Genomic DNA, 22,951 nt, shown 5'->3' with positions numbered 1-22,951 from the left:
CGTGAATACGTCGCCCGTACGAACGAACGCCAGTCTTTGCCTCGCGGCTACGGTGACGCCGGAAGGTGTGACGCGCGCACCGTTGCCGATACGCGCAGGACGCGTCGGTTCGTCCAGGGCGGCATGGGCGTATCAGCTCGATCTTCGCGATCACCTGATTTTTCCGGCCCTGATCAATGCGCACGACCACCTGCATGTCAATGCCGTGCCTCCACTGATACCGGATATACCTTTTCCGAACAGCTATGCCTGGATCGCGGCGTTCCAGGCACATTTTCAGGATGCGGATGTTTCGGCCGCGCTGCGGATACCCAAAGCGCTGCGCCTGCGGCACGGCGCGCTGAAGAACCTGCTTGCCGGTACCACTTGCGTGGCGCATCACGATCCCTGGCATCCGGTACTCGACGAGCCGGATTTTCCCGTGGCGTTGCTGCGCAACTACGGCTGGAGCTATACGCTCGGTTGGCAGGAATATGGCCCGCCGGTGCAGCAGAGCTTTTTGGCGACGCCGGCGGAATGGCCCTGGATGATTCACCTGGCCGAAGGCACCGATGCGGTCGCGCAGACAGAGCTGGCACAGTTGGACATGCTGGGATGTCTGTCGGCCAACAGCGTTCTGATTCATGGCGTCGGTTTGCGCGAGCAGGACATCGAGCGCGTGATCGCCTGCGGCGCGGCAGTGATCTGGTGTCCAGGCAGCAATCGCACCTTGTTGGGACGCTCGCTCGATCCGCGTCGTTTGTGCGAAGCCGGCCGGCTTGCGCTGGGCAGCGATTCGCGACTCAGCGGCGAGCGCGATCTGCTGGACGAATGGCGTGCCATCGTTGATACCTGCGAACTCGGTGCAGCGCAATTGCTTGGACTTGCCACCACACAGGCGGCACGCATCCTGCGACTTCCATCGCGCGGCGCGCTGCTGCCTGGCGCGCATGCGGATCTGGTGATCGCCGAGGATCGCGGCGGCGACGCGGTTCGCAGTCTCGTGGGCATCGAGCGCAGCCAGATCCGCGCGGTGGTGCGCGATGGCGTTCCGCAAATCGCCGATACCGATTTCGCCGAATGGTTCGCGGTGACCGGCACGGAAGCCGTGCCGGTGAAGCTGGATGGCAAACCGAAACTGCTCGCCAAACATCTCGCCGAACCCGCGCTGATCGCACTCGAGCCAGGACTGGAGCGCATCGCCGACTGGGACGAACGCGCGTGCGATGTCGCCGTGGAGGCTAGGTATCACTGATGCCGCACACGCCCGTCCTTACGCCGGCAAAAGCCTATGCCTTGTGGGCACCGAATTACCCGGCGCGCGCCCACAATCCGGTCATGCAGGCCGAGGAGCGCGCCATGCTCGCGCTGATGCCGGAAGGACTGCACGGACAAACCGTGCTCGACGCCGGCTGCGGCAGCGGCCGTTACATGCTGCACGCGCTGCAGCGCGGCGCGATGCGCGTGAAGGGCGTGGACCTGTCGCTGGAAATGTTGCAACGCGCGGCGCAGGAATTGCGTGAGTATCGCTTCGACGCGGACGTGCGCCTTGTGCAGGGAAGCCTGACCTCGCTGCCGACGCCCGACGCCTGGGCGGACCTGACCATCTGCGGCCTGGTGATCGGCCATCTCGACGACCTCGAACAATCGCTGGCCGAGTTGTGCCGTGTGACGCGCCCTGGCGGCACGGTGTTGTGCAGCGACGTGCATCCGATCGGCCACGCGCTCGGATGGCTGCGCGACTTCAAATGCGATGGACAGCGCTATGCCGTGCGGCATAAAGCGCATCGCTACAGTCACTGGCACGCCGCCTGCGCCCACGTCGGGCTGGACATCGAGCAAGTGCTGGAACCCATGCTCGATCCGGAAGACGTCCCCGGCGACGCCCACTTCGACCGCATGGCACTGGAAGTTCCCGTGGCCCTGGTATTCCAGCTGCGGAGAACGCCATGACCTTTACCGCCCTCGATACGCACCAATGACGCGCCCGCATACGCTGCTGATCAATCCGACCGTCACGTCGCGCTCCAGCGCGCGGTTTCCGCTGTCGCTGCTGCACCTCGCCGCCGCGCTCGACAAGAGCGGCAGCAGCGACATCATCGACGGCAATGTCGACCGCGATTTCGTCAACGACACCTTGCACGCACTGCGAACGCGCCGCTTCGATGCCGTGGGCATCAGCGTGATGGGCGGTCCGCAGATGGCGCCGTCGATCGAAGTGTCGAAGGCAGTGCGCGAACATTTTCCCGACATGCCCATTGTGTGGGGTGGCTATTTCCCCACGCTTTACACGGATACGGCGCTTGCCGCGCCGTATGTCGATTACGCCATCCGTGGGCAGGGCGAGGAAAGTTTTCCGGCGCTGATGACGGCGCTGAGTACGGGTGATGCATCGTCGCTGGCAAAGATCGGCAGCCTGTCGCGTAAGGTCGACGGCGAGATCGTCCACAACCCGAGCCGTCGGTTCTCGCTCGCCGATCCCAACACCGTGCTGTCGTACGACAAGCTCGGCGATCCCAGTCGTTATCTCGCGCGCACCTTCCTTGGAAGACGTACCGCCGCGCATCAGGCTTCGGTGGGATGCCGCTTCCGCTGCACGTTCTGCGGCGTGGCGGCGATGTTCGGCGGCGCCACGGCGCTGCCTGCCACCACGCGGCTGGAGCGCGAACTCAGCTATCTGAAGTACGAGCTGGGCGCCGATTCGATCCAGTATTTCGACCACAACTTCTTCGACCGCGAAGAAGACATGGTGCCGCTGCTTGAAGTCATGGCCAAGCTCGAACTGCCGTGGTGGTGCTACGCGCGCTCGGACGCCTTGCTGAAACTGTCGGAGAGTTCGTGGAAGCTGGTGCGCAAGAGCCGTCTGCGCATGGCTTACATCGGCGCGGAATCGCCCAGCGGACAGATGCTCAAGGACATCCGCAAGGGCACGCGTCCCGATCAGACGTTGGAAGTGGCCGAACTGTGCCGGCGCAACGGCGTGATTCCCGAACTGTCCTTCATGGTGGGGCCGCCGGAAAACACGGAAGAAGAAACCGAGCACACGTTCGAGTTCATCCGCGAGCTGAAGCGCATCAATCCGCAGTCCGAGATCATCGTCTACGTCTACACGCCGTTGCCCGAAAGCAGTCGTCACGAAAAGGATCGCGGCAAGCGGCCTTCAGCGCCTCTGCTCGATGTCAACGGCGAACCGGTGGTCTTTCCGAAGACGCCGGAAGAATGGACGCAGCAACACTGGGTCGACTACGCCTGCCACGCGGATGCGCCATGGCTGACCGACAAGCTGCGGCGCCGCATCCGCGACTTCGTGACGGTACTGCGTTGCCGTTATCCCACGGCGCAGGACCTGCGTTCGCCGCGCTGGGCCAAGCGCACGCTCAGCGTGGCCGCGTCGTGGCGTTACAGCTACCGCAAATACAACCGGCCGTGGGAGCTGGAGCTGGCCAATCGCCTGGTAAAACTGCGCATGCCGCAGGTTTCGGGACTCTAGGCGAATGCCGGCGTTGCATGTTGCGCAGATCAACTTCGTTCCGGTGCCGGAGGGCCTCGGCGCGACCGAGGTTTTCAGGCAATGGCCGTCGCTGGTGGATGTCGCCGAAGCGGTCGCCAGTTCCGGCACGCGTGTGTCGGTGATCCAGGCGACCACGCAACCGGTTCACGTGGTCCACAACGGCATCGGGTATCACTTCAGCGACATTCGCGATGCGGAAACCGCCATAAGTCGCGGCCGTCGCTTCGCGAATCTGATCGACGACATCAAGGCGGATGTCCTGCATGTGCATGGCCTGGATTTCGCCGAAGATGCATTCGCCATCGCGCAATACCTGCCGGATCTGCCGATCCTTTTCCAGGATCACGCCAACCGGCCGCCGCACTGGTGGCGACGACCGCAGTGGCGGCGCTGGTACAAGGCTGCCTCGGGCGTTGCATTCACCGCACCGGAACTCGCGCAACCTTTTACCGACGCGCATTTGCTCGATCCCCGCGCGCAGGTATTCGCCATACCGGAATCCAGTTGCCGCTTCACGCGCGGCAGCCGCGCCCGCGCCCGCGCGGAAACGGGGCTCTATGGCGATCCGTGCATCCTGTGGGTGGGACATTTGAGCGCCGGCAAGGATCCCATGACCGTGCTCGACGGCGTCGCGCAGGCCGCGACGAAACTGCCGGGACTGAAATTGTGGTGCGTCTTCGGCGATGCGCCGCTGCTGCCGGCCGTGCAACGACGCATCGATCGCGATCCACACCTTTCCGGGCGCGTGCATCTGCTGGGCAAGGTGGCGCATCAGCGTGTGGAATGGCTGATGCGCGCGGCGGATATATATGTCTCGGGAAGTCGTAGCGAAAGCTGCGGCTATGCGTTGCTGGAAGCCATGGCGTGTGGCGTCACGCCAGTCGTCACGGATATCCCATCGTTCCGCGCACTGACTGGCGATGTCGGGCATCTGTGGCCGTGCGGCGATGCGACGCGATTGGCGGAAGCATTGATTCATGCGGCAACGCATCGCCAGTTGCCGGAACGGGTGCGCGCACACTTCGACGCCGCGCTTTCATTCCCGGCGGTGGGACGGCAGTGGGCCGAGGCCTATGCGCAAGTGCTCGGCGACCAGCCACGGGGGTTGCGATGAAACTGGCCCTGGTCGTTCCGGGCGGCGTGGATCGCAGCGGAGAATTCCGGGTGATCCCCGTGCTGCTTGCCTTGATCGAGCGCTTGGCGCGTATCCACGACGTGCATGTGTTTGCCTTGCGGCAGGAAGCCGCGCCGGATCGCTGGAAGCTTGCCGGCGCCACCATTCACAACATCGGCGACGGTTGGACGCGGCTTCGTGCCATCAAGGCCATTCATGCCGAACACCAAAAGGCTCCTTTCGATCTCGTGCACGCGATCTTCTCGGGCTCCTGCAGCTTCGTCGCCGTGGCGGCGGCGAAGTGGTTGCGATTGCCTAGCGTGGTGCACATCGCAGGCGGCGAGCTCGTCGCGTTGCACGAGATCGGTTATGGCGGTCGGCAGAAGTGGAAAGGGCGGCTGCGCGAAGCGCTGGTATTGCGCGCCGCCGACGCGATCACGGCGGCGAGCGCGCCCATCATCGACTCGCTGCGCGGCCTCGGCCTGCATGCGGAGCGCATACCGCTCGGCGTCGACCTGAAGCAGTGGCCACCCATTTCCCCGCGCGGCCGCACCGGCGCGCAGGCCCGGCTTGTCCACGTCGCCAGTCTCAATCGCGTCAAGGATCAGCCGACGCTGCTGCGCGCGCTCGCCGCGCTGGCGAAAGCCGGCGTCAACTTCCGGATGGACATGGTCGGCGTCGATACGCTGCAAGGCGAGATCGACCGGCTGGCGCATCAGCTTGGCCTGGAGCCGTACATCCGCTTTCTCGACTTCAAGACGCAGCGCGAGTTGCGGCCGATCATGGCAGCGGCGGACCTGCTGGTGATGTCGTCGCTGCACGAAGCCGGTCCGCTGGTACTGCTGGAGGCTGCAGTGTTGGGTGTGCCGACAGTCGGGACCGCGGTAGGGCATATCGCCGAATGGTCGCCGCAGGCCGCGTGTGCCGTGCCGGTGGGCGATTGGGAAGCGCTGGCGCGTGCGATCCAGCATGTGCTGGCGCATGAGGAGTTGCGACTTCATCTGGCAAGCGAGGCGCAACGCCGTGCGATGGCCGAAGATGCCGATTACACCGCGGGCATGTTCGAGGCGCTCTATCACCAGCTGCTCGCGGCGCGTTTCAGCAGCGGTCTGCGCATCGCGCGCTAAGAGCCATCAACAAAACGTAGCGAGCGGCTCTAAACCGCGAGCTTGGTCGATTCCAGCGCCGCACGCACGACATACAAGGTATCCATACGAGGCACCGGTTTCGTCAGCCAGGTCAGCACGCGGCGGCCGTGATTCAACGTCACCCAGCTTTGGCCCTGCAACCAGACCTGCGTGCGTACCATGTCGGCACGTTCCTTCACGGCTTCTTGGGTGGGCTTGATGCGATTTCGGATGCAATGCCCTGCTTCGCCGACCGAGCGCGACCATTCGATGCCTGGCAGCGCACGCAGCCATAATGCGGAACACGAAACCTGCGTCAGCGTCTGCCGCCTTGACACGGCGCGCAGCAGGACATTGCAATCGCGCTCGACGCGCCTGAGCACCGAATCGGGAATCGCTTGGCGGTAATAGCGTGTCACCAGTCGTAACGGTGGCAGTGCCCACCACGGCGCTTCGGTGGCATGCGTATCCCAAAGCGCGTCCCAGTCGCGCGTGGTCATGCGCGTGGCCAGCAGGGAGATGTCGTTGAGGTGAATCAGGCGTAGGCTGCGGCCGCAGATATTGCCGGCTGCGTGCAGCAACAGGTGACTCATCAGCGCACCTGTCGAAGGATAGGCATTCAATCCGGGATGCGGCTTCTTCGGGTAGATCCGGTCGGTGATGTCGATGGTGGAGATCGGCAGCCGTTCCTGGATATGCGTATGCAGTTCGATATTGACCGGCGTATCGCGATGTTCGCCAAGGCCCGCGAACGCTTCGCCGTCCGACGGCTTGAATACCCGATGTTTCCATTGCGCGTACGATTCGACGTAGCCGAGCTCTTCCAGCAGCGCGGAGGCGCGTTCGGTATCCGCTTCGCGCACCAGCAGGTCGATATCGGCCATGGGCCGATCACCGGCCGCATACATCCCGATGGCGTGCAGCGCGGAACCCTTCAGGGGCACGATGGCCAGGCCGGCGGCGCGCGCTTCGGCATCGATCTGCGCCAGCAGCGAGACGATGCGTTGCTGGCGATGTTCGACATGCTCGCGTTGCTCGGCGAGAAACTGTTTCCATCCCGGGTTCTGCCAATAGGAAAGCCGGGAGAGCAGCGGCGAAACGCCGTGCGCCACCGCCGCCGCCGAAGCCAATCGCCATTCGAGATCGCTCCACGCGGGCGTCGGCGTGCCCGGCCGCGCAAGCGCCAGTTCGGCGGCGAGCGCTTCGGTGGTGCGATACAAGCCGGCCTTAACGGTTTTGAGCGGTGGCAACATGGCGTGGCGGTCGGGTGTGGCTTGATGCGGTGGCGAGCGACGTTGTCGCATGTTCGGTGCGGTGCTGTTGTTCGACAGCGAGCAACGCATTCCAACGGACATCGAGGGTGGAAAGCGCTTCGTCGTAACGTTCCGGCGGCGTGCTGCTCTTCGATTGCTGGATGGCGATCTGCTCGTGCATGAGATCGCGCACGCTGCGATAGAAATCGGAGTCGTAGGCGCCGCGAAACATCATCGCGAGGTCGGCGCTATCCCGCCAATGCGTCTTTTCGCCGAGCTGGGCTTTCACCTGTTCGTAGAATTTGGTGCCCGGCAGCGGGTAGGAGACGCTGACGCCGATGTCGTCCGGCGCCGCGGCCGTGATCAACTCGCGCGTCGCCAGCAGATCGATGAGTTGCTCGCCCAGATAACCGAGCTGGATGAAGAAGCCTACGCGTATGCCGTGTTTGCCGAGTCGTTCGCGTGCTGCGATGAGTTCGGCGACCTTGGTGCCTTTGGTCATGGCATCCAGCACGCGCTGGCTGCCGCTTTCCGCGCCGATCCACGCTTCGGTGCATCCGGCCTGCTTCAAGGCGGCGGCCATGCGTTCGCTGATCAGGTCGGCGCGCGTCTGGATGGTGAAAGGCACGGAACCGTCGGCGGCACTCAGATGTTCGGCGAATTCCACCACCCAATCGATGTGGAAGCCGAAGATGTCGTCGGCCATCCAGATGTGGTCGGGCTTGAACATGCGTTTGAGATACGTCATCTCCGCGGCCATGTCCTGCGCGCTGCGTTGTTTGTAGTGGTTGCCCCAGATCGGCTTGGCGCACCAATTGCAGCGGAAGGGGCAGCCGCGCGACGCCGCCATGTTGAGGCTGAAGTAGCCGTGATGCGCGAGCCACATCGTGCGGTAGCGCTCGATGTCGACCAGATCCCACGCCGGGTGGATCACCAGGCGCGGATCGGGCGGCTGCACGCCGATGCGTGTGACGTGCGTCTGTTCGCTCACCAGCGTGGCGACCCCGGTGATGCCCGATGTCCAGTTTTCGGCATCGATGCCTGGGTTCTGTTCCAAACGGTTGATCAGTTCGACCAGCGCCGCGACGCCTTCGCCGATAAGTACCGCATGCGCGCCCGCTGCAAGAAAAGCGTCGGGCTGGTCGGATGCGTCGGAACCCGCAACGATAACGCGGGCACCGTAGGCACGCGCTTCGCTGATCATCTGGCACGCCGCCTCGCGCATGCGGGCGAGACACATCTTGGTCAGGAAATTGAAGTTGTCTTCATAGATGACCACCACGTCTGGCTGGGCGCGATGGAGCGAGCCTGCATAATCTTCGACGCCATCGGCGAGCATCGCGTCGAACAACGCGATCTCATGCCCCATCTCCCGCAGGAGCGCGGCAAGGTGCAGGGTGGCAAGGGGAGGGTAGGGCTTGCCGCGCTCCCACTGTTTCCGATCGTATGTCAGGAAGTAGGAGTGGCCTACCTGGATCTTAAGCATCGGGGAGGAGCCTCGATCGTAGCGTTGGATAAGCTGCATCAGCACCGGCGTTGGCGCCGGCGTGTCGGCTCCATCGTTCAACGCTGTTTGGTCGTGAGTGCTGCGTGGCACGCCGGCGGTTGCCTGGCGCGACGAAATAGTCGGATGCGCAACCCATTCGGGGAAAAACCGCACTCACCCGCACATTGATCTGGATGGATCTGGTGCCGTGCTGCGCAGGGCCGGACACGAATCGGCTGACACCTTATGGCTTTGACCTGTAGCCCCCGCATAAGCGAAACCCACGTCGATCCCTTTCGCGAACGGTCGCGCCAGCCGTTTTCCACGCGCAAGCAGATCCTCGGCGGAAGCTTCCTGTTCGAGAGCAACAGCGTTGCGCTGCTGCATGTGGTCGATCAGGCCTACGGCGGCCTGCCATCGCATCACCTGCCGACATCCGCGACGTCATTTCGCATCGAATTGCGTCTGCTCCCGCGCAACGCACCGAGTACGGCCGAACCGCCGCCCGTGCAGATGCAGTCCGGGGCCGGCATCCTGTGCGGCATCATGGATGCATGCAATTACGTCGTCCTGATGCCCGAGCAGCACAAGGCATTGGTGGTGGCATCGGAGGACATGCTGCAGCGTCCTTATCATCTGCGCTACGAGCTGATCGAATTCGCCGTCTTCACCCTGGCATCGCGTGGCGTGGGTCTGGTTCCGTTGCACGCCGCATGCGTGGGACTTGACGGACGCGGCGTGTTGTTACTCGGCGCGAGTGGATCGGGCAAATCGACGCTCGCCTTGCACAGCCTGCTGCGCGGCCTGGACTTTCTCGCCGAAGATGCGGTGTTCGTGCAGCCGGAAAACATGCTCGCAACCGGTGTGGCCAATTACCTGCATATGCAAGCCGATGCCTTGCGATTTGTTGAAGACGAAAGCGCGCGCCGATGGATCAGCGAATCGCCCGTCATTCGCCGCCGTAGCGGCGCGGCGAAATTCGAGGCGGATCTCAGGTTGGGATATGGCCGGCCCGCCACCGCTCCACTGAAACTGGTCGGTGCGGTGTTTGTATCCAGCCAGGCCGCCGATGATGCGAGCGAGTTGTTGCATCCATTGCCGGAACACGACATCGCCGGCCGGCTCGTGGCCGATCAACCGTATGCCGCCGGGCAGCCGGGCTGGTCGCGTTTCGAAGAGCAGCTGCGGCACGCGGGTGTATACCGGCTGCGCCGCGGCAGCCATCCGCGAGCATCCGTCGATGCATTGCTGCAGCTGCTCGGCAAATGACTTCAACGCGTGCAACCGACACCCACGAACGCCGCACTTACGGGCATGGCGGCGTGCCATGCGGAAGGAGAGGGGTTCTGAGTACAGCCAAAGCTTCAACGGAATCGCGGCCGTCCCGGCCGGACGGCCGCGAGGACGTGTAGCGATGTCCGGTCATGCGCCCTTGCCGGACGAACCGCTGCGCGCGTTTGCGAGCACGCTGAAAAGCGTCGGCGTGGCTGGCATTGCCGTTTACGTGCTGCTGTCGCTGGGATCGGCATTGGTCGGCAGCCTCGCGGCGGTGCTGGTGTTGCCGCTGGTTCAACCCGGGCACGCCTTGCCGATCGGCAACGGATTGTTCGATGTGCAAGGCGGCACCGATCTGCATGCAGCCGTCTTCGCGGGAGCCACCATCGCGTTTGCATTGCTGCGCTGGCAGGCGGCGCGGCAAGGTGCGCGTCTTGCCGGTCGCTACGGCATGCATCTGCGGCGCTCGGTCCATGCGCGGTTGATCGATGCCCCGCTGGCGTCGCTGGCCGATGCCACCTCGGCGGAAATCGCCAACGTGCTTACCTACAACATCGAAATCATCACCCAGGGTTTCAACGCGTTGTTGCAGCTGCTGGTCGCGGGCGTGACCGCCGTCGTGAGCGTCGCCTTTGCACTGTGGGTATCGCCGCCGCTGGTTCTGGCGACGCCCTTGCTGGCTGGTTTGGGTTTGGTGGCGTCGCGCATCAGCAGCCGCGAGCAGGCGCAGGTCAGCCGGCAATACGTGTCGGACCTGACGCGCCTGTTCTGGCTCAGCGAAGATTTTCCGCGCCGCTTGCGCCACGTGCGCTCGTTCGAGAAGGAACAGGCGGAAAAAGAAAGCTATGGCGATATTTCCGAACGACTCCGCCACGGCTATCAACGTCAGCTGTACCTGATCGCTTCCGGGCGACTGATGCTGGAGTTGCTGGCAGCGGTCGGCATCGCCGCCATCTTCGTCCTGGCGTATCGCCTGCATGGCGTCGATCAGGCTTCGCTTATCGCCGTGTGCCTGCTGCTGGGGCGTTTGTTGCCTTATCTGGTGTCCACGCGGCAAAGCTTCCAGCAATTGCGTGCCGCGGTGCCCGCGTTCGAATTGTGGCAGCGGTACATGCATCGGCATCCGTCATCGTCATCCTGTGTGCCTTCGCATCGCGTCGTTGCCGAAGACGTACTTCATATCGGGCGCGTGCGGCTGATGCCGCCGCTCGATACGCTGGATATCGGCGAACTCGCACTCGCGCCCGGCAAACTGACCTTGGTGTCGGGCGACTCCGGTATCGGCAAGAGCAGCCTGGTCGATGTGCTGGCCGGCATGGCCAAGCCTAAGGAGTTCGTCGCCCGTATCGGTGCGCGATCGATCGATTTCGATGCGTATTGCGAACTGGTACGTCGAGGCGCCTACGTCAGCCAGAGCGTTCGGCCATGGCAGCGTTCGATCCGCGAATGCCTGCTGTGGGCGGCGCCCGATGCCACCGACGACATGCTGATGAGCGTGCTGGAAGATGTTGGTCTGGCCAGGCGGCTTGCCGAAACACACCGCAACCTGGATTCCGCCATCGACAACGCATCGAGCAAACTCTCCGGCGGCGAGCTGCAACGGTTGCTGCTGGCGCAAGTGATCCTGCGCCAGCCGCGTCTCGCTTTACTGGACGAAGCGACCAGCGCGCTCGACGTCGCTTCGGAAATCAAGGTGCTTTCGAAACTCAGGCAGCGTCTGCCGCAAACGATACTGATCGTGGTGTCGCACCGGCCCGACGTGATGGCGATCGCCGATCAGCGCATTGCCATCGGACAAGATCGCAACGTCGCCGCTTGAATCAACCGCCAGCCAGCGACGGCTTCAGGCGCTGCCGGTGCGCCGCCTGCTTCGCGCGGTTGCCGCAGAGCGACATGCTGCACCATTTGCGTGCGTGCCCGCGTGTGTGATCGGCGAACAGCAGCGTGCAGACCGGGCCTTCGCACGCTTTCACAAAAGAGAAGTCTTCGTCGCAAACCAATTGCGCGAGCGATTGTGCGATCGGGAGCAGCAACGCCTCGGGCGAACTCCAGCGACGCGAGCGGATCAGGCGCAGCGTGGAGGTTGCGTCGCTTTCCGGGGCGATGATTTCGTCATACCCCTCGTCGCGTTTCAGTAACTGATTGAGCGGTTCAAGCTCGGCCAGGTCCGCAGCTTCGAGCGGACGTCCCTTGTGCGCGCGGACGAAGTGTCGGAACCACTCCCTGAGCGTGCGCGCCTGATCCGCCAGGCGATCGATCTCTCCCGGAATCGCCCGCGCACGCATCGAGTCGATCACCTCATCCGGCACCAGGTGCGCCTGCCGGAGCCAGCTCAACAGGCCTTCGCCGTCTTCGAGCCAATCGATGGGGGTATCGACCGGTGTGGCTATGGAATTGAGGAAATCCAGTCCGAGCGAGTCGGCCAGGAAAAGGGCGGGCATGGGCTGGGTCATGGGTCTGTCTCCTGGTGCGCAAAGTAACCCCCTTAAAAGCTCTTGACAAGTTACTTTTGCAGGAATAACCTCCTTGTCATTGTTGAGGCGGTTATCAAGATTTCAATCTTCAGGCCGCCCCCGTTCCGAGTTCCAACTGCATGGGAGAGGCCGAAAATGAACACCAACGCAGCAACCGTGGTGCTGGTCCATGGTGCATGGGCGGATGAGACGAGCTGGGATAAGGTCGTTCGGCTGCTCCATCAAAAAAGCATTAAGGCAGTTACGGCACGCCTGCCGCTTTCGTCCCTGGCTGACGACACGGCGGCTCTGAACAAGACGCTGGAACGGGTCGAGGGGCCGGTGGTGCTGGTCGGTCATGCGTATGCGGGCGCGGTGATCGCCTCGACCCAAAGCTCCAAGGTGAAGGCATTGGTGTACGTCGCGGCGCTCGCGCCGGACCAAGGCGAGACGGTGGCCGACGTGTTCTATCGCAACGAACACGACGACAAGGCGCCGAAGCTCGCGCCGGATGAGAACGGCTGGATCTGGTTGCCGAAGGAAGCGTTTGGCGCTGCGTTCGCGCAGCACGCCACCCCCGAGGAGCAACAGGCGCTCGCCGCCGCGCAGCTTCCGATTTCGCCCAACTGCATCACCGTTCCCGTCGATCAGCCGCTTTGGAAGCGCGTGCCTGCCTGGTACCTGGTGGCGCAGCGCGATCACATGATTCCGGAGAAAACGCAGCGCTTCATGGCCGAACGCATGAACGCGCAGATCAGCGCCTATCCCGTCGATCACGTACCGAGCGTCACCGCGCCGGAACTCGTCGAGCGCGTGATTGTCGACGCCGTGCAGCAAAGCAAGGCTTGAGCGCGCTTACAGCTTTGCCGTTCGCCAACACCCTGGTGATGCGGCTCCAACCACACAACCCTGTAAATCAATTCTTCCCAAGGAGAATCCGCCATGAGCGCTATCCATTATCGTCACGCCGATGTCGACGGCTTCAAAGTCTTCTACCGCGAAGCCGGTTCGCCCGGTAAGCCGAAACTGTTGCTGCTGCACGGCTTCCCGAGTTCCGGCCACATGTTCCGCGATCTGATTCCGTTGCTCAGCGATCGCTTCCATATCGTGGCACCCGATCTGCCGGGGTTCGGTTTGTCGGATATGCCGTCGCGCGATACGTTCACGTATACGTTCGACAACATCGCCAGCGTCATCGATCGCTTTACGGAAGTGGTGGGCTTCGATCGCTTCGCCGTCTATGTTTTCGACTACGGCGCACCGACCGGTTTTCGCCTGGCCGTGAAACATCCGGAACGCATCACCGGCATCATTTCCCAAAACGGCAACGCCTACGTGGAAGGATTGAGCGATGGCTGGAATCCGATTCGCGCGTATTGGGAGAACCCCTCCGAAGAAAACCGGCAAGCGTTGCGCGGATTCCTGGCGCCGGAATCTACGCGCTGGCAATACACGCATGGCGTGACGGACGAATCCCTCGTCTCTCCCGACGGCATTGCGCTGGACAACTACTACCTCGCGCGCAAGGGTGCCGATGACGTGCAGCTGGATCTCTTCCTCGATTACCAGAGCAATGTGGCGTTGTATCCCACTTTCCAGGCGTATTTCCGCAAGCACCATCCGCGCTTCCTGGCGGTATGGGGCAGGAACGATCCGTTCTTCCTGCCGCCGGGTGCGGAAGCGTTCAAGCGCGATATCCCGGATGCGCAGGTGCGTTTCTTCGACACGGGACACTTCGCGCTCGAAACGCATGCGAAGGAGATCGCACAAGCCATCCGCGAATTTTTCGCGGCGTGATATCGGTCATCGCAGCCGGATTTGGAGAAAGTCATGTCTAACTCAACGGCAATCGTCACGGGCGCAAGCCAGGGTATCGGCCGAGCCACTGCGGTTCGTCTGGCGAAGGATTTCGGTTCGCTGGTTCTGGTGGCCAGGAGTCGCGATCATCTGCAGGAAACCGCGGAGACGGTTCAGGCCCAGGGCGCCAAAGCGCTAGTGCTGGATCTCGATCTCGCAGACAAAGCCTCGGCGAAGATTGTCGTTGAGAAGACGCTGTCGGCATTCGGTCGCATCGATGCGTTGATCAATATTGCCGGCGCCGTCCCACAGATCGATCTGTTCGAGATGACGGATGAGCAATGGGACGCAGGCATGGCGCTCAAGCTGCATGGTGCGCGACGTTTGACGATTGAGGCTTGGAACGCACTCAAGCAAGCCCATGGGTCGGTGGTGTTCACGTCGGGCAATTCGGCGATCTTTCCCAAGGCACCTTATGCCGCCGTGGGCACCATCAACGCCGCGATCGCCGCGCTGGCTAAAGCGTTTTCGGATCGCGGCATCGCCGATGGCGTGCAGGTCAACAGCGTGTTGCCTGGTCCGGTGATGACAGGTCGCCGCCGTTCGTATCTCGAACATTGGGCGCCGTTGCACAACATGAGCGTCGCCGAAGCGACGGAGTACTTTCCGCGCGAAGCGGGCATTGCCCGATATGGCAAACCCGAAGAAATCGCCGAACTGATGGCATTCCTGGTCTCGCCCGGCGCGCGCTGGATGACCGGCGCCATGCTTCGCATGGATGGCGGCGAGGTCAAATCGGTCTGACTGATACGGCCGGCTTATGGCCAGCTACCGATAACGCAACGACTCCACCAGTAGCGAAAAGGCAGGCGAATGCTGCCGCCTGCTCGGGTAGTAAAGGTGATAGCCGGGGAACGGCGGACACCAATCTTCAAGGACACGGACCAGCCGTCCTGCTTTGACGTGATGGAGCACCATGTCCTCCGGCACGTAGGCCAAGCCAAAGCCATCGAGGCAGGCGGCGAGGACGTGTGGCGCCGTGCTAAACGCAAGTTGTCCTTGCACGCGAGCATGCATCTGTCGCCCACCGCGCTCGAACTCCCAGGCATAAGGTCCGCCATACGTAGGCAGGCGCAGATTGATGCAGCGATGTTTGGTGAGATCCTGTGGTTTCTTCGGTTTGGTCTTTCCGGTGAAATAGGCTGGAGACGCCACTGCCGCCATGCGCATCGACGGGCCGATTCGCACGGCGATCATGTCCTTTTCGATCTGCTCGCCCATGCGCACGCCGGCATCGAATCGCTCGGCGACGATATCCTTGAGTGCATAGCTGACGTCGAATTCCACATGAATATCGGGATAGTCGCGCAACAACGGGCGCAGCTTGGGCCATAAAAGCGTGGTGAGTGCATGCTCGCCGGTGGTGATGCGTATCGTGCCGGCCGGTTTGTCGCGCAGTACGCTCAGTGCATCGAGTTCTTCCTCGATCTCCTCGAGGCGGCTGCCGATGGAACCGAGCAGACGCTCGCCCGCATCGGTGAGCGCGACGCTGCGCGTCGTGCGGGTAAGGAGTCGCACACCCAATCGGGCTTCCAGGCTCCGGATCGTGTGACTCAAGGCAGGCTGGCTGATTCCAAGATCGGCTGCAGCCTTGGTGAAGCTGCGCGTGCGCGCGACCGCGGTAAAAGCGAGCAGGTCGTTGAGGTTCTGGCGAGGCATGGCCGTGGCACCTCGATTTATAAATACGCGTTATATGTTCAATCATATTATTCCGTCTAATCAATAGCCGATGACGGCGTCAAACTGTTGCTTGTCCATCCTGTTTGGAACAAGCACATGCACATCGTTCGCGGCGGTTCGCAGGCCTCGGTAAAAGGCCCGGCAGACTTTTTCACGGGAAACGTGCGTATCGACCCGCTCTTCAATGCCACGGAACCCGCACGCGTGGGTTGCGCCAGCGTCACGTTCGAACCGGGCGCCCGCTCGGCGTGGCATACCCATCCGCTGGGTCAGATTCTCATCGTCACGTCGGGTTGCGGCTGGACGCAATGCGAAGACGGCCCCATCGAAGTCATTCGCGCCGGCGACGTGATCTGGTGTCCGCCGGGACATCGCCATTGGCATGGCGCGACGGCAACGACTTCCATGACGCATATCGCTGTCCAGGAGTACTTGAATGGCAAAGCCGTCGAATGGATGGAGCACGTGACCGACGAACACTATTTGGCAAGGGAGGGTTGATTCGATGAGTAGTGAGACCAAGCCCGCGGCCGGTCCTTATGCGGATATCGCGCCCGCACTCAACGATTACACCCGGCAAGTTCTGTTCGGACAGGTGTGGGAACGCGCCGCGCTTCCCAAGCGTGATCGAAGCCTTGTCACGGTGGCCGCACTGGTGGCGCTCTATCGCGTCAATGAGCTGCCATTTCATCTGAAGTTCGCGTTGCAGAATGGCGTCACGAAAGAGGAGCTTATCGAGCTCATCACGCATTTGGCGTTCTATGCCGGATGGCCGTGTGCCAACACTGCCATTGAGATCGCGCGGAAAGTTTTTGCCGAATCCCTATGATGCGAGTTGCCAAACCATGCCTCATGTCATCGTGAAACTGTGGCCAGGCAAAAGCGAGCCGCAGAAGCAGCGCCTGGCGGACCGCATAACCCGGGATGTAATGGATGTTTTCCGCTACGGCGAGGCGGCCGTGTCGGTGGCCATGGAGGAGATCGACCCGAACGAATGGGCCGAGAGGGTCTATCGCACGGATATCCAGGATCCGCCTGGCAAGTTGTACAAGAAACCCGGTTATCAGATGTAACTCGGCCAGGCAGGAGTGCTCGTGGCCGACGCCTCCGGCCGTGCAGCCCTCGCACCAAAATCGTCAGTTTAACTTGCAAGTTAAACTTCTAAGTTGTATGGTGGCGACATGGTCAAGTCGACTCGTACCAGCGCCGCCATGGAAGCCGCCGTCACCGACCTCACGGCGGCGGTGGGACTGCTTTTGCGCCGCCTGCGTTCGGAAGCGAATCCGAACGAACTCAATCTTTCGCAACTCGGCGCCTTGGCGCGGCTGGATCGGAACGGTGCCGCGACCACCGCGGATCTGGCGCGCGCCGAATCGATGAAACCGCAATCGATGGGGGCGATTCTTGCGAGCCTGGAACAGGAAGGGCTGGTCAGGCGGCAGCCACATCCCACCGATGGGCGGCAGATTCTTTTTGCCTTGACGGCAGCAGGCGTCGAAATGAGACGCCAGCGCGGCATCGCCAAGCGCGAATGGCTGCTCGCCGCGATGGCTGAGATGGAGCCTGCCGAGCTGCAGACGCTTATCGACGCAATCCCTCTGATCAAACGCCTGGGCGAGCCATAGCGGCGGAACTGCTTCCGGCTCGCGTAAGCATCGCAAACGCGCGACGAGACGACGCGCACGGTAACGCTCTGCTTGAAAAGGGATTCCATCATGATGAATTGGCTTCACGACCTCTCTTATTTCTTCGGTGGCGCCTTCCTGGCCAACGCCATCCCGCACTTCGTGAGCGGCACGATGGGGCGCCCGTTCCAGTCGCCTTTCGCGCATCCGCCTGGTCAGGGCTTGTCGTCGTCCACGGTCAACGTGATCTGGAGTTTCGTCAACTTCGTCGTGGCCTATCTGTTGATTCTTCGCGTTGGTCAATTCGACATGCGCGACGTGGAATCGATAGCTGCATCAGGGTTGGGTGCGTTGTTGATCAGTCTGTTTCTGGCCAGGCATTTTGGCCGCATCAACGGCGGCAACCTTCAGGCGGCCGGGCGTTCGTGACTTCGCAGGCCAGCTCCGAAGCGCTTGATGCGGCCGATCGACTGCATCCGTCGATCTGGAAAATCACGGCTGTAGTGATACTGGGTTCGTTCCTCGCGCAGCTCGACGCGACCATCGCCAACGTATCCCTTTCCAGTCTTGCCATCGAGTTGCACACCGGTCTGTCGACCATTCAGTGGGTCACAAGCGGGTACCTGTTGGCGTTGACGCTGGCGTTGCCCATGAGCGGCTGGCTGGTGGATCGCATCGGTGCGAAGGCGGTGTACGTGTGGTGCTTCGCCGCGTTCACCCTTTCCTCCGCGTTGTGCGGATTGGCGTGGTCGGCGCAATCGTTGATCGGATTTCGCGTCATTCAAGGGATCAGTGGCGGATTGCTCGCACCCATGGCGCAAATGATGATGGCGCGCGCCGCCGGCAGGCATATGGCGCGCGTGATCGGTTACGCCGCCGTGCCGGTGTTGCTTGCGCCGATCCTGGGTCCGGTCATCGCGGGGCTGATTCTGCAACATGCATCGTGGCGCTGGTTGTTTCTCGTGAACTTTCCAGTCGGCGTGTTGGCGCTGGCACTTGCCGCCATCTTCCTGCCTCACGATCGGCATCAGGTCAGGCCACGCGACCTGGATTGGGTCGGGCTGGCATTGCTGTCGCCCGGCCTGGCGATCTTTCTCTATGGATCGGACCGCATCGGTGCGCCGGCAGGCCAGGTCGCGATGCTGGTTTCCTGCATCCTGCTTGGCCTGTTCTTCTGGACGGCCAATCGCAAGGGCGATGACGCATTGGTGGATCTTCGGCTCTTCAAGAGCGGCGTGTTTCCTGTTTCCGCGGTGACGCAGTTTTTATCCAACGGAGCGATATTCGCCGGGCAGATGCTCATTCCGATCTACCTGATTCGCGATTGCGGACGCTCGCCCGGCGAGATGGGTTGGCTCCTGGCGCCGCTGGGGATCGGCATGTTGTGCACCTATCCGTGGATGGGCGCGCTGACCAGCCGCTTCGGCATTCGAAATGTTTCCGCGGCTGGCGCACTGTTGGCCTTGATCGGTACTTTGCCTTTCCTTTACCTCGCCAGCCATGCACTCGATCTCACCGTGCTGGCGATTGCGCTGTTCATTCGCGGCGTGGGCCAGAGTGCGGTTGGCATTCCTTCCATATCCGCCGCGTACGCGGCGGTGAGCCGGCACGAGCTGCCCATGGCCACCACATCCCTCAATATCGTCCAGCGTCTCGGCGGACCTACGTTTACGACGCTCTGCGCAACGTTGCTCGGATGGCGTCTTGGCATGCAGCCTTTGCACGAGTCGTCGCTGAGCGCTTATGCGTGGGCGTTTCTATTGCTCTGCATCGTGCATGCGGGCACGGTCATGGCGGCATGGCGACTGCCTCGTTCCATGAGTGAAATAATCGGTAAGCACGTTGCGGAAGCGAAAGACGGCGCAGAGGTTGTTAATCGCGCATGACGACTTCCAATCCGTTTTCTGAACCAGGCATGCCATCTGGCACTGTATCGAAAGCACGCGTGTCATTACGTTAGCGGACGAGGCTGAGTTTCCCCAACTCAATACCCCCGCCCTATTGCCATGTCCAAGAGTGGTTGCCGTGCTGCGCTCGTGTCGGCAGGTGGTCTGCTGCTGACGTTATCGGTCCTATGCGCTGATGCGCATGCCGAGTATCGATTCCTGACCGACTCGCCCGATGCCGGTGGCAACATCGATGCCGATGTCACGCCTTGCCAGCGTTACGACAGGATGCAGCCGCAGGGCACCACCAATCCCGCGATCAGCACCTGCGAAACAGTGTCGCCCGATTGGGGCGGATCGCGCCAGAAAATGGCCGATAGCGGCTGGTTGCTTCAAGGCGGCGTTTATGTGGGCGGCACGTTCGATCTGTTGAATCATGATCAGCACCCTCAGCTCTATATCGGCCAGGATTCGACGTACCGGGCCAATGTGTTCCTGACTGCCACCTACGATTTGTCGCGGATCGGTTTCGCCGGGGCATCGCAGCTGGTGTTCAACGCGAACGAGCAATGGTTCTCCTACGCGGGAGAAAACCCGACCGGCTTCGCGATCAACAGCCTCTACATCACCCAGCGTTTCAATGAGGGGCGGGTGCAGCTGCAATACGGTTATGAGGAACTGGGAAACCAGTTTTACGGTTTTTCCCTGGGCACCAATTCGACGACATCGCCGGCGGGTGTCGGGAGTTCCATTCCTTACGAGGTCGGATTCATCTTCAACAAGACCGCACCCGAGATCAATTTACGTTTGGCTTCGCCTGACAAACACTTTTACGACCGTTTCGGTGTGACGCGCAGCGTGGATCCCCAAGGCCCACAGGCCGATTGGGACAGCAATAATTTCTGGGGACTGAAGTGGCATATCCCCGGTGCCAAGGCGCTCTTCATCAATGAGCTGGGCTACCAGACCGATGCCGCGCCTCAGCAACGCATGATGTGGGTGCGCCAGGGCGTGATGTACAACGAAAGCCAATTTCCCGATTTCCACGGCGGCTATGCCAACCACAACTACGCCTACTACCTGGTCGGCGACTATCAGCTGGTTCAAACCGATGCGGCACAGCCGTTTCACGGGTTCTACGTCAACGTAAAGACCGACTATGCGCCGCCCGATCGAAACGTCTTCACCGGCGATGCCGGCATTACGTTCTACATGCTAGGTCCCTTTGGTCAGTCCTACGATGTGTTCGCACTCGGTTACACCTTCGATCAACTGAGCAGATCGTTTGAACACATGCGACAGGCAAGTGGCTTTACGGCGGTGGATTACAGCCGCAACTATTCGCTGTCCTATGTCCACCGTTTGTCGCGCGGCATTTATCTGTCCAATCAGCTGAGCTATACCGTCAATCCCATTCCGACACCGAAACAGCCGGCTGCTTTGACCTGGATGAGTTCGCTGTCGTTGTCTTACTGAATTTGAAACATAAAAAGCACGGCCTCCGTCCTGAAAAAGAGGGTGGAGCAGGCCATTGGTGATGCGCGCGTTACGCACCAGCAGTCGATCGCAGCGCGCTATGCGACAAACAGGCGAGTCATGTCATCATTCGCAGCGGGGGAAAGTAATCACTGACTTCGAGAAGGAGCGGTGCCGTGCGATTCAGCGTCCTAACCATGTTAGTAGCCGGCCTTGCCGCTGCCTCCGCAGCGCGCGCCGACGTCGTTACAGCCGACGCCGCCGGCTTCCAGATCAAGAACACCCTGACCATCAACAGCACGCCTGACAAGGTGTACGCCGCCCTGTCCAGGATCGACCAGTGGTGGAACCCGCAGCACACCTTTTCCGGCAAGTCCGCCAACCTGAGCCTGCAGACTCGCGCAGGCGGTTGCTTCTGCGAGAAGCTCGCGGACGGCGGCAGCGTCCAGCACATGCTGGTGATCTACGCCGCGCCGGGCCACGAGCTGCGCCTCAACGGTGCGCTTGGACCGCTGCAGACCGAAGCCGCCACCGGCGTGCTGACGCTGAGCCTCAAGGCGAAGGGCGGCGCCACCGAGTTGACCGAGATCTACACCGTCAGCGGCTGGACCAAGGGCGGTTGGGGCGACTGGGCCTCGGGCGTGGACGCGGTGCTGCTCGAACAGATCACACGGCTCAAGGGCTACGTCGAAACGGGCAAGCCTGTGCAGTAGCCGGCTCCTGATCCGCGGGACAGTGTCGATTCCCGAAAACCCCATTCGTCGTTCCAATGCGGAGCTGATGAATTTTAGAGCCTTGAAGACGAACGAGTGGCACCATCGGGAGAATCCATGAACGACATGAGCGCGCTATCGGAGTACCTCGTCATCTCTCGCGGGCAGTGGGATAAAGACAGATCGCGCGAGGAAATACAGAAGGCGATTGACGACTTCTACACCTGGCACGATCGACTCGTCAGCGAAGGGGTAATGAAATCGGGACAGCGGCTCGCGAGAGAGGCAAAAATTGTCTCAAGCGGCGGCGTGACCGATGGCCCCTTTGCCGAAGGCAAGGAGGTTGTGGGCGGCTACTGGTTCTTCCTGGCCGGTAGCCTGGCCGAAGCGGCGGCACTTGCCGCGCAGAATCCCTGCCTGGCCTGCGGCCTGACGTACGAGGTTCGACCCATTGAAGAGGAACGGGCCAGTGCATTTAAGTTGAGCAATGAAATGCCTGAGAATTTCGGCCATGGAGAATGACTCACGGCAAGAGTCATTGCGCGCAGCCACTGCGATCCAAGCCGGAACGAAAGGGGGCAGAGCACTTTTCTATAGAAGCGGAAAAGAAAAGTGCTCTGCCCCCTTCTTTCGTTATTGCGAGCGCAGAACACCGTCGCCGATGCCAAGGCACAGCCGCAACGACGTGACGACCTGTCTCGCCAGCGTGCCCCGGCTTTCCTCTGGTTTTGTACGGGGCATGGGTGGCGGAATCTCGATTATGTTGCGCAGCAGTCTTGGATCTGTGATGTAGCCATGCAGGATTAGCAGCTCAACCCATGGCGACGGCATGCGCAGATCCAGAAGTGGCTGGCTGGGGGTGATCGACGGTGTCGCCGGAGAGGAGTGTCGCCGTCATCGAGGGACGTGAGCAGAAACGCTGATACCAGCCGGATAGCCGCGGGCGTCCGGCCTGGAAGGCATGGATGTTGCGGAATTCGATCCAGCTAAGCGCCGTGGCGATCGCGATATCGCCGATGTCCACGTCGTCGCTGTCGGTGACGTTGGCTTCCAGGTAATCGCAAGTGGCGATGACTTTTTGCAAATGGCCATCGAGCAACGGCGGCCATCGCGTGGCCTCGGGCCGCCGTTCCGACTCCCATCGAATCGCGATGCCTGCGTCCGCCAGTCCTGCTGCAAGCGCCTGGTTGCGCAGCGATCGAAAGCGAAGAGATGGTATGGATGAAATGAGTTTCCGGCCGTCATGCAGGCTATCGAGGTATTCGCAGATCACGCTGGAGTCGAACAGTACCGTCTGGTCGTCGCAGACCAGCACTGGCACCTTGCCCAATGGATTGAGCGCGAATACGTGCTCGTTGCGTTGTACCGGGCTCGTTTCGTGGTGAACGACATGGATGCGATCGGCCAGGCCAATCTCATGGGCGAATACGAGCACTTTGCGGGCATACGGCGAATGCGACTGGTAAAGCAGCTTCATGAGGCGAAATTCCGGGGTCGTCTTGGGGTCGGGCCATGC

Annotated in this window: 24 protein-coding genes; 19 read left to right on the top strand and 5 right to left on the bottom strand. The window is 61.8% G+C overall.

All coding sequences use genetic code 11. The annotated features are described in order from the left end of the window. Nucleotide 1: 1 nt before the first annotated feature. The 5 genes from DWU99_RS16100 to DWU99_RS16080 are packed head-to-tail and all read left to right on the top strand — an operon-like array spanning nucleotide 2 to nucleotide 5,731. On the top strand, nucleotides 2-1,234 hold the full coding sequence (locus tag DWU99_RS16100; RefSeq protein ID WP_115479092.1) for an amidohydrolase family protein: 1,233 nt from the start codon (nucleotides 2-4) through the stop codon (nucleotides 1,232-1,234). Further along, nucleotides 1,234-1,932, top strand: a complete 699-nt coding sequence (locus DWU99_RS16095) for a class I SAM-dependent methyltransferase (RefSeq protein WP_115479091.1) — start codon at nucleotides 1,234-1,236, stop codon at nucleotides 1,930-1,932. Before DWU99_RS16100 ends, DWU99_RS16095 begins: the two co-directional genes overlap by 1 nt. A 25-nt stretch (nucleotides 1,933-1,957) precedes the next feature. After that, on the top strand, nucleotides 1,958-3,469 hold the full coding sequence (locus DWU99_RS16090; protein WP_115479090.1) for a B12-binding domain-containing radical SAM protein: 1,512 nt from the start codon (nucleotides 1,958-1,960) through the stop codon (nucleotides 3,467-3,469). Between the two features lie 4 nt (nucleotides 3,470-3,473). Next, nucleotides 3,474-4,604: a glycosyltransferase family 4 protein gene (locus tag DWU99_RS16085; protein WP_115479089.1), complete on the top strand. Its 1,131-nt coding sequence runs from the start codon at nucleotides 3,474-3,476 to the stop codon at nucleotides 4,602-4,604. After that, nucleotides 4,601-5,731 carry a glycosyltransferase family 4 protein gene (locus DWU99_RS16080; protein WP_115479088.1) on the top strand — a complete coding sequence of 377 codons (1,131 nt, stop codon included), beginning with the start codon at nucleotides 4,601-4,603 and terminating at the stop codon, nucleotides 5,729-5,731. Before DWU99_RS16085 ends, DWU99_RS16080 begins: the two co-directional genes overlap by 4 nt. A 29-nt stretch (nucleotides 5,732-5,760) precedes the next feature. Here the strand turns inward: DWU99_RS16080 and DWU99_RS16075 are convergent, their stop codons facing one another. Continuing rightward, on the bottom strand, nucleotides 5,761-6,984 hold the full coding sequence (locus DWU99_RS16075) for a nucleotidyltransferase family protein (protein WP_115479087.1): 1,224 nt from the start codon (nucleotides 6,982-6,984) through the stop codon (nucleotides 5,761-5,763). Next, the gene (locus DWU99_RS16070; protein WP_115479201.1) at nucleotides 6,959-8,470 is read right to left on the bottom strand and encodes a B12-binding domain-containing radical SAM protein; all 1,512 of its coding nucleotides are present in this window, start codon (nucleotides 8,468-8,470) and stop codon (nucleotides 6,959-6,961) included. The genes DWU99_RS16075 and DWU99_RS16070 overlap by 26 nt, the downstream gene beginning before the upstream one ends. Nucleotides 8,471-8,716: 246 nt before the next feature. Here DWU99_RS16070 and DWU99_RS16065 point away from each other — a divergent pair, with 246 nt between their 5' ends. Both DWU99_RS16065 and DWU99_RS16060 read left to right on the top strand, forming a co-directional pair. Further along, nucleotides 8,717-9,739, top strand: coding sequence for a phosphoenolpyruvate carboxykinase (ATP) (locus DWU99_RS16065; protein WP_115479086.1), 1,023 nt, complete (start codon nucleotides 8,717-8,719; stop codon nucleotides 9,737-9,739). Between the two features lie 145 nt (nucleotides 9,740-9,884). Next, nucleotides 9,885-11,564 (top strand): ATP-binding cassette domain-containing protein, encoded by a 1,680-nt coding sequence (locus tag DWU99_RS16060; RefSeq protein WP_115479085.1) that lies wholly within the window; start codon nucleotides 9,885-9,887, stop codon nucleotides 11,562-11,564. Between the two features lies 1 nt (nucleotide 11,565). Here the strand turns inward: DWU99_RS16060 and DWU99_RS16055 are convergent, their stop codons facing one another. Next, complete coding sequence (locus DWU99_RS16055) at nucleotides 11,566-12,198, bottom strand: CGNR zinc finger domain-containing protein (protein WP_115479084.1); 633 nt, start codon at nucleotides 12,196-12,198, stop codon at nucleotides 11,566-11,568. Between the two features lie 156 nt (nucleotides 12,199-12,354). On the opposite strand from DWU99_RS16055, the gene DWU99_RS16050 reads away from it, so the two are divergent. The 3 genes from DWU99_RS16050 (at nucleotide 12,355) to DWU99_RS16040 (ending at nucleotide 14,799) form a co-directional block, all read left to right on the top strand. After that, complete coding sequence (locus DWU99_RS16050; RefSeq protein ID WP_115479083.1) at nucleotides 12,355-13,047, top strand: alpha/beta fold hydrolase; 693 nt, start codon at nucleotides 12,355-12,357, stop codon at nucleotides 13,045-13,047. A 93-nt stretch (nucleotides 13,048-13,140) separates the two neighbouring features. Beyond that, nucleotides 13,141-13,995, top strand: a complete 855-nt coding sequence (locus DWU99_RS16045) for an alpha/beta fold hydrolase (protein ID WP_115479082.1) — start codon at nucleotides 13,141-13,143, stop codon at nucleotides 13,993-13,995. Between the two features lie 33 nt (nucleotides 13,996-14,028). Next, a complete protein-coding gene (locus tag DWU99_RS16040; protein ID WP_115479081.1) occupies nucleotides 14,029-14,799 on the top strand; it encodes an SDR family oxidoreductase in 771 nt (256 codons plus the stop codon). A 24-nt stretch (nucleotides 14,800-14,823) separates the two neighbouring features. Here the strand turns inward: DWU99_RS16040 and DWU99_RS16035 are convergent, their stop codons facing one another. Further along, nucleotides 14,824-15,714 (bottom strand): LysR family transcriptional regulator, encoded by an 891-nt coding sequence (locus tag DWU99_RS16035; protein ID WP_115479080.1) that lies wholly within the window; start codon nucleotides 15,712-15,714, stop codon nucleotides 14,824-14,826. Nucleotides 15,715-15,831: 117 nt separating this feature from the next. Here DWU99_RS16035 and DWU99_RS16030 point away from each other — a divergent pair, with 117 nt between their 5' ends. From DWU99_RS16030 to DWU99_RS15990, 9 genes are all read left to right on the top strand, one after another. Next, nucleotides 15,832-16,236 (top strand): (R)-mandelonitrile lyase, encoded by a 405-nt coding sequence (locus DWU99_RS16030; RefSeq protein ID WP_115479079.1) that lies wholly within the window; start codon nucleotides 15,832-15,834, stop codon nucleotides 16,234-16,236. 4 nt (nucleotides 16,237-16,240) lie between these two features. Continuing rightward, nucleotides 16,241-16,564 carry a carboxymuconolactone decarboxylase family protein gene (locus DWU99_RS16025; protein WP_115479078.1) on the top strand — a complete coding sequence of 108 codons (324 nt, stop codon included), beginning with the start codon at nucleotides 16,241-16,243 and terminating at the stop codon, nucleotides 16,562-16,564. A gap of 16 nt (nucleotides 16,565-16,580) precedes the next feature. Beyond that, on the top strand, nucleotides 16,581-16,808 hold the full coding sequence (locus DWU99_RS16020) for a tautomerase family protein (RefSeq protein WP_115479077.1): 228 nt from the start codon (nucleotides 16,581-16,583) through the stop codon (nucleotides 16,806-16,808). 108 nt (nucleotides 16,809-16,916) lie between these two features. Next, nucleotides 16,917-17,360, top strand: a complete 444-nt coding sequence (locus DWU99_RS16015; RefSeq protein WP_115479076.1) for a MarR family winged helix-turn-helix transcriptional regulator — start codon at nucleotides 16,917-16,919, stop codon at nucleotides 17,358-17,360. Nucleotides 17,361-17,450: 90 nt separating this feature from the next. Further along, the gene (locus DWU99_RS16010; protein ID WP_199535822.1) at nucleotides 17,451-17,789 is read left to right on the top strand and encodes a hypothetical protein; all 339 of its coding nucleotides are present in this window, start codon (nucleotides 17,451-17,453) and stop codon (nucleotides 17,787-17,789) included. Then, nucleotides 17,786-19,246, top strand: coding sequence for a DHA2 family efflux MFS transporter permease subunit (locus tag DWU99_RS16005; RefSeq protein ID WP_115479075.1), 1,461 nt, complete (start codon nucleotides 17,786-17,788; stop codon nucleotides 19,244-19,246). The genes DWU99_RS16010 and DWU99_RS16005 overlap by 4 nt, the downstream gene beginning before the upstream one ends. Before the next feature lie 120 nt (nucleotides 19,247-19,366). Further along, the gene (locus DWU99_RS16000; protein WP_115479074.1) at nucleotides 19,367-20,722 is read left to right on the top strand and encodes a hypothetical protein; all 1,356 of its coding nucleotides are present in this window, start codon (nucleotides 19,367-19,369) and stop codon (nucleotides 20,720-20,722) included. A 176-nt stretch (nucleotides 20,723-20,898) separates the two neighbouring features. After that, nucleotides 20,899-21,435 (top strand): SRPBCC family protein, encoded by a 537-nt coding sequence (locus tag DWU99_RS15995; protein ID WP_199535821.1) that lies wholly within the window; start codon nucleotides 20,899-20,901, stop codon nucleotides 21,433-21,435. A 117-nt stretch (nucleotides 21,436-21,552) separates the two neighbouring features. After that, nucleotides 21,553-21,957 (top strand): YciI family protein, encoded by a 405-nt coding sequence (locus DWU99_RS15990; protein WP_115479072.1) that lies wholly within the window; start codon nucleotides 21,553-21,555, stop codon nucleotides 21,955-21,957. Nucleotides 21,958-22,246: 289 nt separating this feature from the next. On the opposite strand, the gene DWU99_RS15985 is transcribed toward DWU99_RS15990, so the two are convergent. Beyond that, nucleotides 22,247-22,912, bottom strand: coding sequence for a glutathione S-transferase family protein (locus DWU99_RS15985; RefSeq protein WP_115479071.1), 666 nt, complete (start codon nucleotides 22,910-22,912; stop codon nucleotides 22,247-22,249). Nucleotides 22,913-22,951 lie beyond the last annotated feature (39 nt).

The organism is Dyella psychrodurans, assembly GCF_003363265.1.
Lineage (GTDB): Bacteria > Pseudomonadota > Gammaproteobacteria > Xanthomonadales > Rhodanobacteraceae > Dyella_B > Dyella_B psychrodurans.
The sequence above is the reverse complement of the archived record's forward strand: the minus strand, read 5'-3'. Positions and strand labels throughout refer to the sequence as shown.

Excerpts from the sequence above, each read along its gene's own strand:
- DWU99_RS16095 (WP_115479091.1), top strand. The coding sequence starts at position 1,234 with ATGCCGCACACGCCCGTCCTTACGCCGGCAAAAGCCTATGCCTTGTGG.
- DWU99_RS16090 (WP_115479090.1), top strand. The coding sequence starts at position 1,958 with ATGACGCGCCCGCATACGCTGCTGATCAATCCGACCGTCACGTCGCGC.
- DWU99_RS16085 (WP_115479089.1), top strand. The coding sequence starts at position 3,474 with ATGCCGGCGTTGCATGTTGCGCAGATCAACTTCGTTCCGGTGCCGGAG.
- DWU99_RS16080 (WP_115479088.1), top strand. The coding sequence starts at position 4,601 with ATGAAACTGGCCCTGGTCGTTCCGGGCGGCGTGGATCGCAGCGGAGAA.
- DWU99_RS16075 (WP_115479087.1), bottom strand. The coding sequence starts at position 6,984 with ATGTTGCCACCGCTCAAAACCGTTAAGGCCGGCTTGTATCGCACCACC.
- DWU99_RS16070 (WP_115479201.1), bottom strand. The coding sequence starts at position 8,470 with ATGCTTAAGATCCAGGTAGGCCACTCCTACTTCCTGACATACGATCGG.
- DWU99_RS16065 (WP_115479086.1), top strand. The coding sequence starts at position 8,717 with ATGGCTTTGACCTGTAGCCCCCGCATAAGCGAAACCCACGTCGATCCC.
- DWU99_RS16060 (WP_115479085.1), top strand. The coding sequence starts at position 9,885 with ATGTCCGGTCATGCGCCCTTGCCGGACGAACCGCTGCGCGCGTTTGCG.
- DWU99_RS16055 (WP_115479084.1), bottom strand. The coding sequence starts at position 12,198 with ATGACCCAGCCCATGCCCGCCCTTTTCCTGGCCGACTCGCTCGGACTG.
- DWU99_RS16050 (WP_115479083.1), top strand. The coding sequence starts at position 12,355 with ATGAACACCAACGCAGCAACCGTGGTGCTGGTCCATGGTGCATGGGCG.
- DWU99_RS16045 (WP_115479082.1), top strand. The coding sequence starts at position 13,141 with ATGAGCGCTATCCATTATCGTCACGCCGATGTCGACGGCTTCAAAGTC.
- DWU99_RS16040 (WP_115479081.1), top strand. The coding sequence starts at position 14,029 with ATGTCTAACTCAACGGCAATCGTCACGGGCGCAAGCCAGGGTATCGGC.
- DWU99_RS16035 (WP_115479080.1), bottom strand. The coding sequence starts at position 15,714 with ATGCCTCGCCAGAACCTCAACGACCTGCTCGCTTTTACCGCGGTCGCG.
- DWU99_RS16030 (WP_115479079.1), top strand. The coding sequence starts at position 15,832 with ATGCACATCGTTCGCGGCGGTTCGCAGGCCTCGGTAAAAGGCCCGGCA.
- DWU99_RS16025 (WP_115479078.1), top strand. The coding sequence starts at position 16,241 with ATGAGTAGTGAGACCAAGCCCGCGGCCGGTCCTTATGCGGATATCGCG.
- DWU99_RS16020 (WP_115479077.1), top strand. The coding sequence starts at position 16,581 with ATGCCTCATGTCATCGTGAAACTGTGGCCAGGCAAAAGCGAGCCGCAG.
- DWU99_RS16015 (WP_115479076.1), top strand. The coding sequence starts at position 16,917 with ATGGTCAAGTCGACTCGTACCAGCGCCGCCATGGAAGCCGCCGTCACC.
- DWU99_RS16010 (WP_199535822.1), top strand. The coding sequence starts at position 17,451 with ATGATGAATTGGCTTCACGACCTCTCTTATTTCTTCGGTGGCGCCTTC.
- DWU99_RS16000 (WP_115479074.1), top strand. The coding sequence starts at position 19,367 with ATGTCCAAGAGTGGTTGCCGTGCTGCGCTCGTGTCGGCAGGTGGTCTG.
- DWU99_RS15990 (WP_115479072.1), top strand. The coding sequence starts at position 21,553 with ATGAACGACATGAGCGCGCTATCGGAGTACCTCGTCATCTCTCGCGGG.
- DWU99_RS15985 (WP_115479071.1), bottom strand. The coding sequence starts at position 22,912 with ATGAAGCTGCTTTACCAGTCGCATTCGCCGTATGCCCGCAAAGTGCTC.